The following is a 15025-nucleotide window of genomic DNA, read 5'->3' on the forward strand; positions in this document are numbered from 1 at the left end:
GGTGCGGGATCATTCGCACAATCGGGCGGCGAGGGCCAGCATCCTGTCGTCATCCGGGCGATCGGGGGCCAGCGCGCTTGCCCAACCATCGCCACATGCCGACAGGGCGGCTGGGCTGATCGCAACGATATGAATCTGATCACGCTGGTTTAGCGGGACCAGATCAGCGACTTTCTGCCCTGCGCGCGGCGAATGGATCATCAGCACCGCGCCCGGTTGCAGCCACTTACTCAAATCCGCGTTGGCGCGTCCAACCATCTCATAGATGACCATGCGCTGGATGGAGAGCGGCCCCTTAGCGATGGGAGCCACGGTTCGCCCCCCCAGATGCAGCACCCGGCGATGACCATCGGCGGCGATGCGGGCGGCGATGGCATTACCATCCTGATCGCCCGAAACGACCTGTTCAAATCCCTGCGCTGCCAACGCGCGCGCCGTCGCGTCGCCGACCGCATAGGCTGGAAGTCCGTGATAAGTTGCCAGTTGCGGCCCCGCGAGCCGTGCGGCCTGTGCGCTGGTCAGCAACAGCGCGTCGAACTGCGCTGCGGCAGGCGCGTCCCACGAGACCGCGCGGGCTTCGAACAGGGGGCAGAGACAGACGGCAAGCCCAAGCCTTTCGGCGCGGGCGGCGGTTTCTCCAGCGCCCGGTTCGGGCCGCAGGATGATGACCGGCGTCATGTTTCGAACAGGGCGCGAAGCTCCGGGCTGGCGCGTTGCAGCAGCGACCGGCCAAGATCTTCCGCATCGTCCAGCGCGCCGCGCGCCAGCACGCAGCCGTCGCTGACCACTTCGCGCCCGTCCGCGCTCAGTATCTCGGCGCGCAATGCGATTTCACTGCCTTGCATGTGCGCCAGCGCCGCAATTGGCGAATGACAGGTCCCGCCCAGTCCTTTCAGCACCGACCGTTCCGCCATCACGCAGTCGTAGGTGTCGGCATCATTGATCGCAGCCAGCAGCGCCAGCATTTGTTCGTTGTCGCTCAGCGTCTCAATGCCCACCGCGCCTTGGGATGGCGCGGGCAGCATGACGTCCAGCGATATGGTCGTGCCCACATCGGATCGTCCCAGACGGTCCAGCCCCGCCGCCGCCAATAGCGTCGCATGCACCTCCCCCGATGCCAGCTTGGCCAGACGCGTGGCGACATTGCCGCGAAACAGGATCACATTCGCATCGGGGCGCAGCCGCTTGACCTGCGCGGCGCGGCGGGGCGAACTGCTGCCCACCACCGGATTATTGGGCAGCGTCTCGAAACTCGCGGCACCCACCAGCCGGTCGCGCACGTCGGCGCGGGGCAGCATGGCGGCGATACGGATGGCTGGCGGACGCAGCGTCTCCACATCCTTCATCGAATGGACGGCAAAATCGATCTCGCCCGCCATCAGCGCTCGGTCCAGCTCCTTGGTCCACAGAGCCTTGCCGCCAATTTCGGCTAGCGCGCGGTCCTGAATGCGGTCGCCGCTGGTCTGCACCACGACCGTTTCGATCATGTCGGGCGCCAACCCGTGGCGAGCGCACAATGCTCCTGCGGTCATCCGCGCCTGAACCAGGGCAAGGGGCGATCCTCTGGTGCCAAGGCGCAGGGGGCGGTCGGAAAGGAAAGAAGGCAGCGTCATATCCTGCTTGCTCTAATGACCGTGGCCATTAGATGGAAGCTGCAATGACGATCATCCTGGGCCTGGAATCAAGCTGCGACGAAACGGCGGCGGCGTTGGTGACGGCGGATGGCAGGATATTGGCCCACCGCCTCGCGACGCAGGAAGAGGCGCATCGTCCCTATGGAGGGGTGGTTCCCGAAATAGCTGCACGCGCTCATGTGGAGGCGCTAAGCCCGCTGATCGCTGCCGTTCTGGCCGACGCGGATATGGCGCTGGCGGACGTCGATGTGATCGCCGCGACAGCCGGGCCGGGCCTGATCGGCGGGGTTATGGTCGGTCTGGTCACTGGCAAGGCGCTGGCTCATGCGGCGGGCAAGCCGCTGATTGCCGTCAATCATCTGGAAGGCCATGCGCTGTCGCCGCGGCTGGCCGATCCATCGCTGCAATTCCCCTATCTGCTGCTGCTGGTGTCGGGCGGCCATTGCCAGTTGCTTCACGTTCGTGGCCCCGGCGACTACGCCCGCCTTGCCACGACCATCGACGATGCGTCGGGGGAGGCTTTTGACAAGACCGCAAAGCTGCTGGGCCTTGGCTATCCCGGCGGACCGGCCGTTGAACAGGCCGCGGCCAAGGGCGACCCAAGGGCCGTGCCGCTGCCCCGTCCGTTGGTGGGGACGGCGGAACCGCATTTCTCCTTCGCAGGGTTGAAAAGCGCGGTGATGCGGGCAGCGCAATCGGGTCAATATTCCACCGAAGACATCGCGGCGAGCTTTCAGCAGGCGGTGATCGACTGCCTGGTCGACCGCACCGAAAAGCAACTGGGCTGTCATGGCGGCATCACGGCGCTGGTCGTGGCGGGCGGGGTCGCCGCCAACCAGTCGATTCGCAGCGCGCTGGAAACGCTGGCCAGTAAACATGGCCTGCCTTTCGTCGCGCCGCCGCTGTGGCTGTGTACCGACAATGCGGCGATGATCGCCTGGGCGGGGGCGGAACGCTATGCGGCGGGGCTGGTGGATGATCTGACGGTGCCCGCGCGACCGCGCTGGCCACTGGATCCAGGAGCGGAAAAGGCGCGTGGCGCGGGGGTGAAGGCATGAAGGCTGGCGTTATCGGCGCAGGGGCATGGGGAACGGCGCTTGCCCAGACATTGTCGGCGGACGGACAGGATGTCCGGCTCTGGGCATTCGAAACGGACGTGGTGGACGCGATCAATCGCGACCGGGTCAACCCGCTCTACCTTCCCGGCGTCACGCTCAACCCGTCTCTGCGCGCCAGCGGCGACATGGCGGACATGGCGGACAGGGACATGCTGCTGATTGTCTGCCCTGCCCAGCATCTGCGCGGCATCGTTAGCGGCGCTCCAGCCGGAGTGCCGCTGATCCTGTGTTCCAAGGGGATCGAGGCGGGCACCGGCCTGTTGATGTCGGAAGTGGCGGAACAGGCGCAGCCCGCATCCCCGATCGCGGTCCTGTCAGGCCCGACCTTCGCGCATGAGGTTGCCAAGGGCCTGCCCACCGCGATCACGCTGGCCTGCGCCGACGCCGGGCTTGCCGCACGGATCGCCACGCGCATCGCCCGCCCAGCCTTCCGTCCCTATATTTCTGACGATGTCGTCGGCGCGGAAATTGGCGGAGCGGTCAAGAATGTGCTCGCCATCGCATGCGGCGTGGCGGATGGCGCGGGGCTTGGCCTCAATGCGCGCGCCGCTCTTATCAGTCGTGGTTTTGCCGAAATGACGCGCTTTGGCCTCGCGCGGGGGGCGCGCGCTGAAACCTTGGGCGGGCTATCGGGCCTGGGCGACCTCGTCCTCACCTGCTCTTCAACCAACTCGCGCAATTTTTCGCTCGGCAAGGGGCTGGGTGAAGGACGCGCAGCGGCGGAACTCCTAAGCAATCGGCGGACCGTGGCGGAGGGCGCATTCACCGCGCCCGTGCTGCGCGATGCGGCGCGATCCGCCGGGGTCGACATGCCCGTGGTTGAAGCGGTATGCGCCCTGCTCGAAGATGCTGCGCCGCTCGCTCAGGTCATCGATGCACTGCTCACGCGTCCGTTGCGGCCCGAATAATCTCGTCGCCCCATATTCGATTATCGTTTACCATAACTGCAATAGACATGAAGCGACGAGGGGATCCTTATTCTTTGCCGGTAATGGATTCTCCTTCTGCGCAACAGGATGACATTGCAGCTCTGGCAAGGGGCGGCCGGACCAACCTATTCGGGTTCCTGCTGCGTTTGGCGGCGCGGCTGCCTTTCCTGTTCATCGCCGGACGCTGGTATGGCGCTGAATCGCTGGGCCGGTTCGCCTATGCGGTGCTGGTCGTCGAATTTGCGGCACAGCTTGCGACGCTGGGGCTGAAACGTGGGCTGGCGGGCGCATTGTCGCAAACGGAACGACCGCACAGCCATGTCGTGACCGACGCCATGGTCGTGACATTGGGCGCCTCGCTGATCGCCGCTTGCCTGCTGGTCGCCTTTCCCACCGCCATGTTCCCCAACAGTTCGATCAACGGGCTGGACCGGCTGTTGGCGCTGATCGTGATCGCGGTGGCCGGTTCGGATGTGGCCTTGGCGGCCTGCGCCTATCGTTTTGACGTCGGCGCGACGGTGCGCGCGCGGTCGATCATAGAACCCTGGGCGATCAGCATCGGTGCGTTCGCCTTCGCCTTTTATTCGACCCGCGACGGCCTCATTCTCTCCTACGTGCTGTCGATGTTCGCCGCGCTTGTCGCATCCATCATTCCCATGACCCGCCATTATGGCATCCCCTATGGCTGGCGTCCCGACTTTGGCCGTCTTTGGCGGCTTGCCCGGCGCAACCTGCCGCTGGCGGCGGCGGACGGGATTGAATGGGGATCGCGCCGACTGGATCTGGCGATATTGGGCCTCTTCGTCAGCCCCGCCGCGGTCGGCGTCTATTATGTCGCGCAGCAGGTCGCGTCCCTGCCGCAAAAGCTCAAGACCAGTTTCGACCCGATATTGGGTCCCGTGATCACCCGCAATCTGGCGGAAGGCAATCTGACGGCCATCGCCCGGCAGGTGAGCCAGGTCGGCTTCTGGATCATTGCTGCGCAAGCGGGGATTGCTTTGGCGCTGGGCATCCCCGGCGAAGCGGTGATGGGTCTGGTCGGTCCGCATTTTGTCGGCGGAACGGGCGCGCTCGCCTTCCTGCTGCTGGCCGAAGTCGTCGCCGCCACCGCCGTCGTCAGCGAATCCGCGCTGGTCTATATCGCGCGGCACCGCAACCTGATGATATCGCTGATAATGATCGGCCTGCAGGCTTTGCTCAGCTTCGCCCTGATCCTTGCGGCGCGGGACATGGGGCTGTCGCAGGTGGCGATCGCCGCCGCGCCTGCGCTGGCATTGTGCATCGCGCTCGGCGTCGGGGCCGTGGTGAAGGCGCGCTTGCTCGCCCGGCTCTTGGGCGCGCGGGTCAATGCCTGGCGCTGGCCGCTGCTGGGCGCATCGGCGGCTGCCTGTGCCGCTGGTGGGGCCTTCGTCGCGCTGCCCCCCAGATTCGAATGGATGGAGCTGGTCTTTGGCATCGCGACGATATTGGGCGTCTATGGCCTGGTCATCTGGCGCTGGGGCTTCGGCTCGGACGACCGCGCCCTGTTCCGCAGCCAGAAAGCGTAAACCAGGCCCCCCGACGCCGGTTTGGCGATTCCCAAGCGATCTGGCTCTGTCAGATCGAAAACCGCTCTAACCCAGTGTCTTCGCCCGGATCGCCTGCAAATCCTGTTCCGGGCGCGCGCCCCAGTGCGAAATGACCTCGGCTGCCGCCGCAGCGCCCAGCTTCAGGCATTTTTCGATGTCCAGCCCTTCCAGATGACCGGCCAGGAAACCGGCGGCGAACAGGTCTCCTGCGCCGGTCGTATCGACAACGGCGTCGACCGAAGCGGCCAGGGTTTCATAACGCATGCCATCGACCACCGCGATCGCGCCCTTTTCGCTGCGGGTGGATACCAGCACCGGCACGCGCGCCGCGATGGCTGCAACCGCGCCTTCGAAATCATCGATCTGCGCCAGCGACTGGATTTCGCCTTCATTGGAAAAGAGAATGTCGATCAGCCCCTGGTCGATCAGGTCGATGAAATCATCGCGATGGCGAGAGATCACGAAATTGTCCGACAGTGTGAAGGCGACTTTCCGACCTGCTCCACGCGCGGCGTCGATGGCGGCCCGCATGGCAGCGCGCGGCTGTTCGGGATCCCACAGATAGCCTTCCAGATACAGGATCGACGCCGACCGGATCAGGTCCATGTCAACCGCCGATTGCGGCAGGAATTGAGACGCACCCAGAAATGTGTTCATCGTCCGCTGGGCATCGGGCGTCACCAGGATCAGGCATCGGGCGGTCGGCACGTCGCCGCTCACCGCAGGCGTGTCGTAGCGGATACCCAGCGCGCGCACGTCATGGGCGAAAACCGCCCCCAGCTGGTCGTCGCATACCTGCCCGATGAAGGCACATTTTTTGCCCAGCGCCGCCAGCCCGGCCAGCGTGTTGGCGGCTGACCCGCCGCTGATTTCCTTGCCAGCGGCCATGTCCGCATACAGGCTTTCCGCCGTCGCAGCGTCGATCAGCTGCATGCCACCCTTGGTCAGGGCGTGTTCGGCCAGAAATGCGTCATCGCTCGGGGCGAGCACGTCGACAATGGCGTTGCCGATGGCGACAACATCAAGCGTGGGAGCAGCAGTCACGCGACATCCTTATGATCGAGAAAAGAGGAAATGATTTGGCCGCAGTCTCTATCGAGAGGCGCAGCCCCGCGCAACGGCGCTGATTGACGCGGTCGCGACGAAGCGGGATAGGTCGGCCATGGTTATCATTGCCGCATTGCGCGCCTTCCGGACGATCTTTCATCGCGCCGCCCTACGCCTGCTTGGCAAGACCCTGCTGATCACGCTGATGCTGTTCGCCATGGCGGCGCTGGGATTGTGGAGCGCGGTGCACGCGGTCCGCGTCTATTTCGGTTGGGGTGGCGGCGGTCTGGCAGAGGCAGCGGCGACGGCGCTGGGGGCGGTCGCGCTTGGCTGGCTGTTGTTCCGCACCGCCGCCATGGCGGTCATGGGCTTTTTCGCAGATGATATTGTCGTGACGGTGGAGCGGGAAAGCTACCCGACCGCCGCTGCCACGGCCAGGCCGGTGGGCTTCGCGCGCAGTCTGCGCTTCGCCCTCATGTCAGTTGCCCGGACGATCGGCTGGAACCTGCTTGCACTCCCGGCCTATATCGTCCTGCTTGCGACGGGCGTCGGCACGGTGGGATTGTTCCTGCTGCTCAACGCCTATCTGCTGGGCCGCGATCTGGCCGACATGGTAGAGCCGCGCCATCCCGATCTGCCACCCATTCCGTCCGTCAGCCGGTGGCTCATGGGCCTCGTTTCGGCGCTTCTCTTCCTCATTCCACTGGTCAACCTGCTTGCGCCGATCTGGAGTGCGGCTATGGCGGTGCACATGCTGCACGGCGTCAGAAGGAAAGCCGCATGACTCTCGCCCGGCTCGCCCTGGCCGCCACCATCTCGTTATCGCTTGCCGCCTGTAGCGGAGGACTCGTCCCGCCCGGACCCGCTCGTCCTTCACCCGCAGGCCCGCCCGCCAGCGCTTTCGCCAAGTCGGGGCCGTTGATGGGCATGGACGCGCGCCGTCTGACGCAGATGTTGGGAACGCCGCGTCTTGATATCCGGGAAAGTGCGATGCGCAAGTTGCAGTTTGCCAACGGTCGTTGCGTGCTAGACGCCTATCTCTACGCCCCGGCGCGAGGCAGGGAGCCGGTCGTCACCCATGTCGATGCGCGAACCCCGGTCGGGGCGGATGTCGACCCCGCTGGTTGCGCCGCCGCGCTGCAAAAGCGCTGACCCTTCAGGGCAGGATGGCGGCCAGCCGGTCGATCGCCCAGGCCGCTGCTTCGGCTACGACCGGATCGGCATCGTTCGTCAGCGGCTGGAGCTGGTTCAACAACGCCTTGTCCTGGCTGTTTCCTGCGGCGATGGCGGCATTGCGCACCATGCGGTCGCGTCCGATCCGCTTGATCGGGGAGCCTGAAAAAATCTCGCGAAATGCGGCATCGTCCAGGGTCAGCAGGTCTGCCAATGCCGGAGCCGCCAGTTCGGCGCGGCCAACAAATGCCTTGTTCGCGGCGGCAGTGTCGGCGAACTTGTTCCACGGGCAGACGGCCAGACAGTCATCGCAACCATAGATGCGGTTCCCGATTCCGCTGCGCAATTCGACCGGGATCGGCCCCTTATGTTCGATGGTCAGATAGGAAATGCACCGGCGCGCATCGACGATATAGGGCGCTGGGAAGGCGTCCGTCGGACATGCGGTCTGGCAGGCGGAACAACTGCCGCAATGATCCCCTTCTGCCTCGTCCGGTTGCAGCGCGATCTCGCTATAGATCGCGCCCAGGAACAGCCAGCTGCCATGGGCGCGGCTGACCAGATTGCTGTGCTTGCCCTGCCAGCCAAGGCCCGCCGCCTGCGCCAGCGGCTTTTCCATCACCGGCGCTGTATCGACGAAGACCTTGAGCGCGCCGCTCTGTTGTTCCACCAGCCAGCGGGCCAGCGCCTTCAGCCCTTTTTTGACGACGTCATGATAGTCGCGACCCTGCGCATAGACGGAAATACGCCCCCGATCGCCCATGTCGGCCAGCGCCAGCGGGTCGCGGCCAGGCGCATAGCTCATCCCCAGCATGATGACGCTGCGCACGTCGGGCCATAATCCGGCAGGCGATGCGCGTTGTTCGGCCCGATCCTCCATCCACAGCATGTCGCCATGCCGCCCTGCATCCAGCCATTCGCGCAACCTTTGCCCGGCTTGCGGCGCGGCGTCGGCGCGCGCGATGGCGCAGGCCGCAAAGCCCAGCTGCCGCGCTTGCGCTTTCAGGCGTTGTTCCAAGGTTTCCATTTGCGTTGGCATGGCGTGCGACTATCAGGATCGGATGATCGGCGACACCCCGGCTCCGTCCCTCACCTATGCTGTCGAAGGCCACGGTCTTGTCAAGGCATTCGGCGATTTCCGCGCGGTCGATGGCATCGACATAGCGGTGCCCGCTGGATCCATATACGGCGTTCTTGGCCCCAATGGCGCGGGCAAGACGACGTTATTGCGCACCCTGCTGGGCATCATCGACCCGGACGAAGGTCGCCGGACGTTGCTGGGCGATCCAATCCCGCTCCGTCAGGCGCGCGCCATCGGTTACCTGCCGGAAGAACGCGGCCTCTATCCTTCCATGAAGGCGGCCGAAGCGATCGCCTTCATGGGCGCGCTGCGCGGCCTGCCTTTGAAGGTCGGGCGGGAACGCGCCCGCGCCTTGCTGACGGATCATGGCATGGGTGCTTCGATCGACAAGCCGATCAGGCAATTGTCCAAGGGCATGGCCCAAACCGTCCAGCTGTTCGGCACCATCGTGCACGAACCGCGCCTTATCGTGCTGGACGAACCCTTTTCCGGTCTCGACGCCATCAACCAGGGCAAGCTGGAGGCGCTGATCCGCGAACAGGCGCGACGCGGCGTCACCGTGCTGTTTTCGACCCATGTCATCGCGCATGCCGAACGATTGTGCGAACGGATCGCGATTGTGGCTGGCGGGCGCATCCGGTTCGAAGGATCGGTCGCCGATGCGCGCGACCAGTTGCGTCCGCAAGTGCGGCTGCGCACGCGGGCAAGCGACGGCGCGTGGCGCCGCGCTCTTCCGTCCGAAGCCCTGGCGCATGACGGAGCCTGGCATTTCGACCTGCCGGACGAGGGCATAGAACCGCTGCTGCATGCCCTGCTCGACGGGCAGGCGGGTATTGAAAGCCTGTCGATCGAACGGCCCGGCCTGCACGATGCCTTCGTATCCATCGCCGGAGCCGCCGCCGCTCGCGAGATGGACGACGGCAAGGCGGAGGAGGTGGCGCCATGACCGAGATTCTTCGCGCAGCGCTGGTCATCGCCCGCCGCGATTTTTCGGCGGTCATCCTGTCGAAAACCTTCATCCTGTTCCTGCTGGGGCCACTATTTCCCGTCGTCATCGGCATGGCCTTTGGCGGTTTGGGGGAAAAGATCACGACAGAGGGCCTTCGCCCGACGGTCGGGGTGGCCATGCCCGCCGCCGATGCCGTGCGTCTGGAAAAGGCGCGCGGCCTGCTGGCCGACCGACTGGGCGACGACAATCTTCCCCGTTTGCGCCGCGCCCCCGCTGGCGATCCTGGCGCTTTGCTGGCGCAGCGGGACGCCCGCTTTATCGCCGTGGTTTCAGGCACGATCGAACGTCCGGTGCTGACCGGCAAGGCGAGCGACCTCGCCTGGCTGGAAGGCGACATCGGCCTGATCGCCAGCGTCGCGCTGGCGGGGGAGCAGCTTCCCCACGTCCGGGTCGAAAAACGGCCCGTTGCCGCCAGCGCCGGGGCGGATGCGCAATCCCGCCTCCTCACCGGGCGGGCGGCGCAGATATTGATATTCCTGCTCACCATGTTGCTGGCGGGCATGGTCCTGTCCAATCTGGTCGAGGAAAAAACCAACAAGATCATCGAAATCCTCGCCGCCGCCGTGCCGATCGATGCCGTTTTCCTTGGCAAGCTGATGGCGATGCTGGCGATGAGCTTTGTCGGCATCTGCTTTTGGGGATCGGGCGTATTCGTCGCGCTGATGGCATTTGCCGGGCCGAACATGATGCCGCCGACCCCCGCTGTGGGCTGGCCCGTCTTCCTGCTGTTGGGGGTCGTATATTTTTCCACTGCCTATACGCTGCTTGGTTCGCTGTTCCTGGGGATCGGCGCGCAGGCGGCGACCGTGCGCGAAGTGCAGACGCTGAACATGCCGGTGACCATGGCGCAGATGGTGATATTCTTCTTCGCGACCTATGCCGTCGACCATATGGGGTCGCCGTCTGAAATCGCTGCGGCGGTATTTCCCTTTTCCTCGCCCTTCGTAATGATCGCGCGGGCGGCGCAGGATGCGGCGATCTGGCCCCATCTGGTGGCGATAATATGGCAGGCCGTTTGGGTGGCGCTGATCATCCGCCTGGGGGTGTGGCTGTTCCGCCGCCATGTGTTGAAATCTGGTGGAGGGTCCCGTCGTGGCCTGTTCAGGCGGCGCTCAGCCCCAGCGGCTTAGATCAGGATGATGAACCGGCGGCAACTTCTGAACGGCGGCCTTTATGGCGTCGCGGCGATCACCCTGTGGCGGTCGGGGGCGGGGAACGCGGCGGCCTCCTATCCCTTTTCCCTGAGCGACGCTGAATGGCGCAAACGGCTTAGCCCGCTCGCCTATAATGTGTTGCGCAAACATGCGACCGAACGCCCCTTCACCAGCCCTTTGGACAAGGAGCATCGCGACGGCATCTTCTCCTGCGCGGGCTGCGGACAGCGGCTGTTCCGTTCCGCCACCAAATTCGACAGCGGCACCGGGTGGCCCAGCTTCTGGGCGCCCCTCCCCAAAGCCGTGGGCACGTCACGCGATTTCAAGCTGGGCTATCCACGGACAGAGGTCCATTGCGCGCGTTGCGGCGGTCATCTGGGTCATGTGTTCGACGACGGCCCCCGCCCGACGGGCAAGCGCTATTGCATGAATGGCGCGGCGCTCAGTTTCGCACCGGCATGACCTTGTAGATGCGCAGCGGCTCCGGCGCTGGCAGTTGATGCAGCCAGGACGGCGGCGCACCACGGGCCAGCGCGGCGGCCAGGCTGTGGCGATGATCCCGCGCATAATGTTCAAATTCGTTCAAAGCCTTGCACGCAATCACATAGCCGGGGCCTCGCCCGCCGTTCAGCCGGGCAAGAATGGCATGCGCGCGATCCGGCGTTGCGGTGAAGCCTTCGACTACAGCGGTAATTCCGGCGGCGTTGCGATGATGGGCAGTGCCGGTCACATTATGCGCCGTGCGGATCAATATGTCCGGCCCCATGTCCAGCGGCGCGAACAATGTCGATGCAGGCAACTGCCGCAAGGGTGCGATGGTCGCCCCGGCACGGCAGTCGGCCGCTTGAGCAGGCGGGCTGTCGTTGCCTTTCTTCTCCGGCGTGATGGCCACCCACAGGGCGCACAGGGCCGTCGGCGTGAGCACCGCGACCGCCGCCGACCCCAGCACCCGCACGATTGCGCTGCTGTGGCTTTGCGCTCGGCGGAAAAGCTGTGCGATTAGCCAGGCAGTGCCCGGCAGGGCCATGATATGCGCGACCGACATGGCGCGCATCACCATCACGGCGACACCGGTCGATCCGATCAGCAGCAACGCGATCACGATCCAGCGATCTCTTTCACCCTGATCCTTGGCGGCACGGCCCGCAGCGATCGTTCCGACCAGGCCCGCCAGCGGCGGTAACAGGATCAGGCCGACCATCGAAATCGCCTGCTCCCATATGGGCCGCCCCTCCATCACATGCAGATACCATAGCTTATAGGCCAGCGGGCCGAGCGCTTTGAAGGGATCGCCCGTAAGGCAGGGGCCACCGGTAAAGGCGAAAATAGCCGTTGCCGCCGCTGCGCCCGCTGCTGCTGCCGCGAAGCGCCCACTGGCGGATTTGGGCAGCACCCGGAACAGGATCGGCGTAGCGATGGCGAAGGCGACGAGCGGCCAGAGATAGGCAGCCGACAGCGAATCGCATTGCTGCTGCACCAGCGCCGCAGGGCCGCGCAGCAGCGCCAGCAGCGGCAGCGCAGCGCCCCCCAGCGTTACGGCGTAAGCGATGAAGCGGGGCGTCTGCCCCCGGTCGCGCCACTGCCACAGCGCGAATATCGCGGCGAACAGGGCGGCATAGGGCAGGCCTTCGCTCGAAATCTGCAACCATATGGCCATGGCGATGCCGGCGATGATGCCGCCCCGCGCAGCGCGATAATCCAGCGCGCCGCCTAGCGCGATTGTCGCCATCACGATCTGCCACCCATGGTGATCGATCCGCAACGGTCCGAACTGCACCAATATGGTTGGGGTGATCAGCAGCAGGGCGGCCGCCAGCAAACCGATCGACGGCCCGGCAACCCTACGGACTGCGGCAAACAGCGCAGCGGTAAGCGCACCCAGCAACAGCAGGGGTATCGCCGCGCATGCCACGGTTTCAGCCAGGGCGGTCCCCAGCAAGGGGCGCAATATCAGGATCAGCGCCGCGATCGGGGCATCGACGATTCGTGACCAGTGCATCGGGCCGCCCTGTGGCGGGAAAACGCGATGCTGGCTGACATCGAAAAACCCCTGCCCCGCCACCCAGTCGCGCACCTGCTGCAACCGCATCGAATCGTCAGGATCGCGAAAGGTCAGCGAAGCGAGCTCATGGCGCGACAGCCACAGCAGGACGGCGCAGCATAACAGCCAGCCCAACATCGCCCACCACATGCCGGGCGTGAAGTTCGGGCCGCTCTTTGCGGGAATGGCATGATTTTGGTCAGGCAGCGGAAAAGACGCCATATTTTCGGATCGCATAAACAGCCAGGAAACTGACGGGCACGGCGATCAGCTTTGCCAGCGCAGGGGCCAGCCCGGTTGCGCTGAGGCCGCTGATCAACCCGGTGGTGATCGCCAGCCCGATGATCGCGCTGGCTACAAAACCCAGACGCTGTCCATGGGTGGCGCGATCGGACGGCGTGAACACGAAACGGATGCTGATCATCCAGTGCAGCAGCAGCCCCCCGGCATAGCCGGCAAAGCCCGCTGCCGCTGGCGTCACATCCGCCTTCAGCAGGCCCAGGAACAGCAGCATGTCGCCGCACAGGGCGATGACGCTGGCCACCAGATAGCGGGTGAAGGTGAAACGAGCGATCACGCCCGCCGTCATTGACGCCACTGCAGACGTGCGTGCTCCCATGACGTCAGGCTGCCCTCAGGCGGCCCGGCACGCTGCGCAGGCTGGACAGGGCTGCCTGTTCTCCGGCGGCATCCTGACCTTCTTCGCCAGCTTCATGATATTCGGCGTCTTCGTTCACGGCCCAGATGTCGTAGATCGTCTCGCCAGCCTCGATGTTGCGGACGGTCAGCATCGCCGTCATCATGGCATGATCCTGATTATTGTAACGATGCATGCCATTGCGACCGACCAGGTGCAGTGTCGGGTAAAGCCGCTGCAATTCACTGCGCATCGCCAGGACGTTGGCGGCATAATCATCGTCATAGACCGGATAGGCCTTTTCCTGCCGAACCACTGCGCCGCCTACGACATCGGCGGGATCGCACAGGCCCAGCAATGCCATTTCCTTCTTGGCCAATTCGACCAGATCGGCGTCGCTCGAGGACCAAAGGCCATCGCCCTCAAAACAGAAATATTCCAGCCCCACGCAGGCCAGCGTCGGGTCGGGCACCATTTCCGGCGACCAACTGCGGAAATTCTGGATGCGGCCGACCTGAACCTTGCTGTCATGGATGTAGATCCAGTTGTCGGGAAACAGGTCCTCCGACCGGATCATCAGCGCGACGGTCAGAAAGTCGCGATATTTAAGCTCCATTGCGTTGCCCAGCGTTGCGGGCAGCGGATGGATGCGACCGGCCAGTTCGCGCATCGGCGCGGAACTGATCACATGGGTCGACGTCAGCAATATGTCGCCATCTGGCCCATTGGCCACCATCTGCCACTGGTCCGACGCGTCATTACGCGCCAGCCGTTGCAGGCCGTGCGCCATCAGCACCTGGTTGCCGCCCGCCACCACGAAATCGCGCGCGGCTTCCCACATCATGCCGGGGCCAAGGCGCGGATAGCGAAAGCTTTCCAGCAGCGTCTTGGTCTCCATCCCGTCATTGGGACGCTTGTTGAGGCCCAGCGAGCGTTTCAGCCCATCCTTGACCGCGCCCCATAGCGACAGCCCCTTGATGCGCTGCGCCGCCCAGTCCGCCGACATTTCGTCGCAGGGCATGCCCCATACTTTTTCGGTATAGGTCTTAAAGAAAATCGAAAAAAGCTTGTGGCCAAATGCGTTCACCGTCCAATCCTGGAAAGACCGGATGGTGCGGTTGGGGAACAGCTTTGCCTTGGCGAAACTCGCCATGCACAGGGCCGACCGCCAAAAGCCCAGATTCAGCAGGGCTTCGAACGCGCGCAGGGGATAGCTGTAGAATTTGCCCTCATAATAGATGCGGCTCATCCGCGGGCGCTGGATGAAATCGTTGGGCAATATTTCATTCCAGAGGTCGACCACCTCTTTCGACTTCGAAAAGAAGCGGTGACCGCCAATGTCGAAGCGGAAACCGTTCAGCTCGACCGTCCGGCTGATGCCGCCGACATAAATGGGGTCCTTTTCGATGACCGCGACCGAATAGCCTTTTTTCGTCAGCAGATAGGCTGCGGTAAGGCCGGCAGGACCCGCGCCGATGATGGCGACGTCCACATTCTGATCGATACCCGGCATTCAAGCCCCCCGATAAAATCCATCTACCATGCCGAGTGAAGGAAATCATCTAAGGATTGGTTAACGCCGCGTTAGGCAGACGGGGCCGCCGTGCAGGCTGCACCCCTTTCTGCCGTCATCT

15 protein-coding genes are annotated in these 15025 nt (G+C 64.5%); 8 read left to right on the plus strand and 7 right to left on the minus strand.

Features of this window, described 5'->3' with window-relative positions; all coding sequences use genetic code 11:
• Positions 1 to 9: 9 nt before the first annotated feature.
• Together ACI3KQ_RS13345 and hemC are read right to left on the minus strand one after the other, a co-directional pair.
• The gene (locus ACI3KQ_RS13345; RefSeq protein WP_404958375.1) at positions 10 to 678 is read right to left on the minus strand and encodes a uroporphyrinogen-III synthase; all 669 of its coding nucleotides are present in this window, start codon (positions 676 to 678) and stop codon (positions 10 to 12) included.
• Positions 675 to 1613, minus strand: coding sequence for a hydroxymethylbilane synthase (hemC, locus tag ACI3KQ_RS13350; RefSeq protein WP_404958377.1), 939 nt, complete (start codon positions 1611 to 1613; stop codon positions 675 to 677). The genes ACI3KQ_RS13345 and hemC overlap by 4 nt, the downstream gene beginning before the upstream one ends.
• 44 nt (positions 1614 to 1657) lie before the next feature.
• On the opposite strand from hemC, the gene tsaD reads away from it, so the two are divergent.
• The 3 genes from tsaD to ACI3KQ_RS13365 all read left to right on the plus strand — a co-directional run bounded on the left by tsaD (position 1658) and on the right by ACI3KQ_RS13365 (position 5228).
• Positions 1658 to 2692 (plus strand): tRNA (adenosine(37)-N6)-threonylcarbamoyltransferase complex transferase subunit TsaD, encoded by a 1035-nt coding sequence (gene tsaD, locus ACI3KQ_RS13355; RefSeq protein WP_404958378.1) that lies wholly within the window; start codon positions 1658 to 1660, stop codon positions 2690 to 2692.
• A complete protein-coding gene (locus tag ACI3KQ_RS13360; protein ID WP_404958380.1) occupies positions 2689 to 3660 on the plus strand; it encodes an NAD(P)H-dependent glycerol-3-phosphate dehydrogenase in 972 nt (323 codons plus the stop codon). Before tsaD ends, ACI3KQ_RS13360 begins: the two co-directional genes overlap by 4 nt.
• Before the next feature lie 83 nt (positions 3661 to 3743).
• On the plus strand, positions 3744 to 5228 hold the full coding sequence (locus ACI3KQ_RS13365) for a lipopolysaccharide biosynthesis protein (RefSeq protein WP_404958382.1): 1485 nt from the start codon (positions 3744 to 3746) through the stop codon (positions 5226 to 5228).
• Positions 5229 to 5294: 66 nt separating this feature from the next.
• Here the strand turns inward: ACI3KQ_RS13365 and ACI3KQ_RS13370 are convergent, their stop codons facing one another.
• On the minus strand, positions 5295 to 6293 hold the full coding sequence (locus ACI3KQ_RS13370; RefSeq protein WP_404958384.1) for an adenosine kinase: 999 nt from the start codon (positions 6291 to 6293) through the stop codon (positions 5295 to 5297).
• Between the two features lie 118 nt (positions 6294 to 6411).
• Between ACI3KQ_RS13370 and ACI3KQ_RS13375 the strand changes: the two genes are divergently transcribed.
• Together ACI3KQ_RS13375 and ACI3KQ_RS13380 are read left to right on the plus strand one after the other, a co-directional pair.
• A complete protein-coding gene (locus ACI3KQ_RS13375) occupies positions 6412 to 7080 on the plus strand; it encodes an EI24 domain-containing protein (protein WP_404958386.1) in 669 nt (222 codons plus the stop codon).
• Complete coding sequence (locus ACI3KQ_RS13380; protein ID WP_404958388.1) at positions 7077 to 7448, plus strand: hypothetical protein; 372 nt, start codon at positions 7077 to 7079, stop codon at positions 7446 to 7448. The genes ACI3KQ_RS13375 and ACI3KQ_RS13380 overlap by 4 nt, the downstream gene beginning before the upstream one ends.
• 4 nt (positions 7449 to 7452) lie before the next feature.
• Here ACI3KQ_RS13380 and queG read toward each other — a convergent pair whose 3' ends face one another.
• A complete protein-coding gene (gene queG / locus ACI3KQ_RS13385) occupies positions 7453 to 8496 on the minus strand; it encodes a tRNA epoxyqueuosine(34) reductase QueG (RefSeq protein WP_404958389.1) in 1044 nt (347 codons plus the stop codon).
• A gap of 34 nt (positions 8497 to 8530) precedes the next feature.
• On the opposite strand from queG, the gene ACI3KQ_RS13390 reads away from it, so the two are divergent.
• The 3 genes from ACI3KQ_RS13390 to msrB are packed head-to-tail and all read left to right on the plus strand — an operon-like array spanning position 8531 to position 11175.
• Complete coding sequence (locus tag ACI3KQ_RS13390) at positions 8531 to 9496, plus strand: ABC transporter ATP-binding protein (RefSeq protein ID WP_404958510.1); 966 nt, start codon at positions 8531 to 8533, stop codon at positions 9494 to 9496.
• Entirely contained in the window at positions 9493 to 10689 is a 1197-nt protein-coding gene (locus ACI3KQ_RS13395; RefSeq protein ID WP_404958391.1) for an ABC transporter permease, read from the plus strand. Before ACI3KQ_RS13390 ends, ACI3KQ_RS13395 begins: the two co-directional genes overlap by 4 nt.
• 9 nt (positions 10690 to 10698) lie before the next feature.
• A complete protein-coding gene (msrB, locus tag ACI3KQ_RS13400; RefSeq protein ID WP_404958393.1) occupies positions 10699 to 11175 on the plus strand; it encodes a peptide-methionine (R)-S-oxide reductase MsrB in 477 nt (158 codons plus the stop codon).
• On the opposite strand, the gene ACI3KQ_RS13405 is transcribed toward msrB, so the two are convergent.
• Genes ACI3KQ_RS13405 through ACI3KQ_RS13415 form a run of 3 tightly spaced genes read right to left on the minus strand, consistent with a single transcriptional unit; the run spans position 11156 to position 14904 of the window.
• Positions 11156 to 12976, minus strand: a complete 1821-nt coding sequence (locus tag ACI3KQ_RS13405; RefSeq protein ID WP_404958395.1) for a hypothetical protein — start codon at positions 12974 to 12976, stop codon at positions 11156 to 11158. The genes msrB and ACI3KQ_RS13405 overlap by 20 nt on opposite strands.
• Positions 12954 to 13373 carry a GtrA family protein gene (locus tag ACI3KQ_RS13410; RefSeq protein ID WP_404958397.1) on the minus strand — a complete coding sequence of 140 codons (420 nt, stop codon included), beginning with the start codon at positions 13371 to 13373 and terminating at the stop codon, positions 12954 to 12956. Before ACI3KQ_RS13410 ends, ACI3KQ_RS13405 begins: the two co-directional genes overlap by 23 nt.
• Before the next feature lie 4 nt (positions 13374 to 13377).
• The gene (locus tag ACI3KQ_RS13415; RefSeq protein WP_404958399.1) at positions 13378 to 14904 is read right to left on the minus strand and encodes an NAD(P)/FAD-dependent oxidoreductase; all 1527 of its coding nucleotides are present in this window, start codon (positions 14902 to 14904) and stop codon (positions 13378 to 13380) included.
• Positions 14905 to 15025: the final 121 nt, after the last annotated feature.

Origin of the sequence: Sphingobium sp. ZW T5_29 (assembly GCF_044987515.1) — a bacterium.
Classification (GTDB): Bacteria; Pseudomonadota; Alphaproteobacteria; order Sphingomonadales; family Sphingomonadaceae; genus Sphingobium.

What these genes read in the sequence shown, in the direction of transcription:
- ACI3KQ_RS13345 (WP_404958375.1), bottom strand. Translation starts at nt 678, where the DNA reads ATGACGCCGGTCATCATCCTGCGGCCCGAACCGGGCGCTGGAGAAACC.
- hemC (WP_404958377.1), bottom strand. Translation starts at nt 1,613, where the DNA reads ATGACGCTGCCTTCTTTCCTTTCCGACCGCCCCCTGCGCCTTGGCACC.
- tsaD (WP_404958378.1), top strand. Translation starts at nt 1,658, where the DNA reads ATGACGATCATCCTGGGCCTGGAATCAAGCTGCGACGAAACGGCGGCG.
- ACI3KQ_RS13360 (WP_404958380.1), top strand. Translation starts at nt 2,689, where the DNA reads ATGAAGGCTGGCGTTATCGGCGCAGGGGCATGGGGAACGGCGCTTGCC.
- ACI3KQ_RS13365 (WP_404958382.1), top strand. Translation starts at nt 3,744, where the DNA reads ATGGATTCTCCTTCTGCGCAACAGGATGACATTGCAGCTCTGGCAAGG.
- ACI3KQ_RS13375 (WP_404958386.1), top strand. Translation starts at nt 6,412, where the DNA reads ATGGTTATCATTGCCGCATTGCGCGCCTTCCGGACGATCTTTCATCGC.
- ACI3KQ_RS13380 (WP_404958388.1), top strand. Translation starts at nt 7,077, where the DNA reads ATGACTCTCGCCCGGCTCGCCCTGGCCGCCACCATCTCGTTATCGCTT.
- queG (WP_404958389.1), bottom strand. Translation starts at nt 8,496, where the DNA reads ATGGAAACCTTGGAACAACGCCTGAAAGCGCAAGCGCGGCAGCTGGGC.
- ACI3KQ_RS13390 (WP_404958510.1), top strand. Translation starts at nt 8,531, where the DNA reads ATGATCGGCGACACCCCGGCTCCGTCCCTCACCTATGCTGTCGAAGGC.
- ACI3KQ_RS13395 (WP_404958391.1), top strand. Translation starts at nt 9,493, where the DNA reads ATGACCGAGATTCTTCGCGCAGCGCTGGTCATCGCCCGCCGCGATTTT.
- msrB (WP_404958393.1), top strand. Translation starts at nt 10,699, where the DNA reads ATGAACCGGCGGCAACTTCTGAACGGCGGCCTTTATGGCGTCGCGGCG.
- ACI3KQ_RS13405 (WP_404958395.1), bottom strand. Translation starts at nt 12,976, where the DNA reads ATGGCGTCTTTTCCGCTGCCTGACCAAAATCATGCCATTCCCGCAAAG.
- ACI3KQ_RS13410 (WP_404958397.1), bottom strand. Translation starts at nt 13,373, where the DNA reads ATGGGAGCACGCACGTCTGCAGTGGCGTCAATGACGGCGGGCGTGATC.
- ACI3KQ_RS13415 (WP_404958399.1), bottom strand. Translation starts at nt 14,904, where the DNA reads ATGCCGGGTATCGATCAGAATGTGGACGTCGCCATCATCGGCGCGGGT.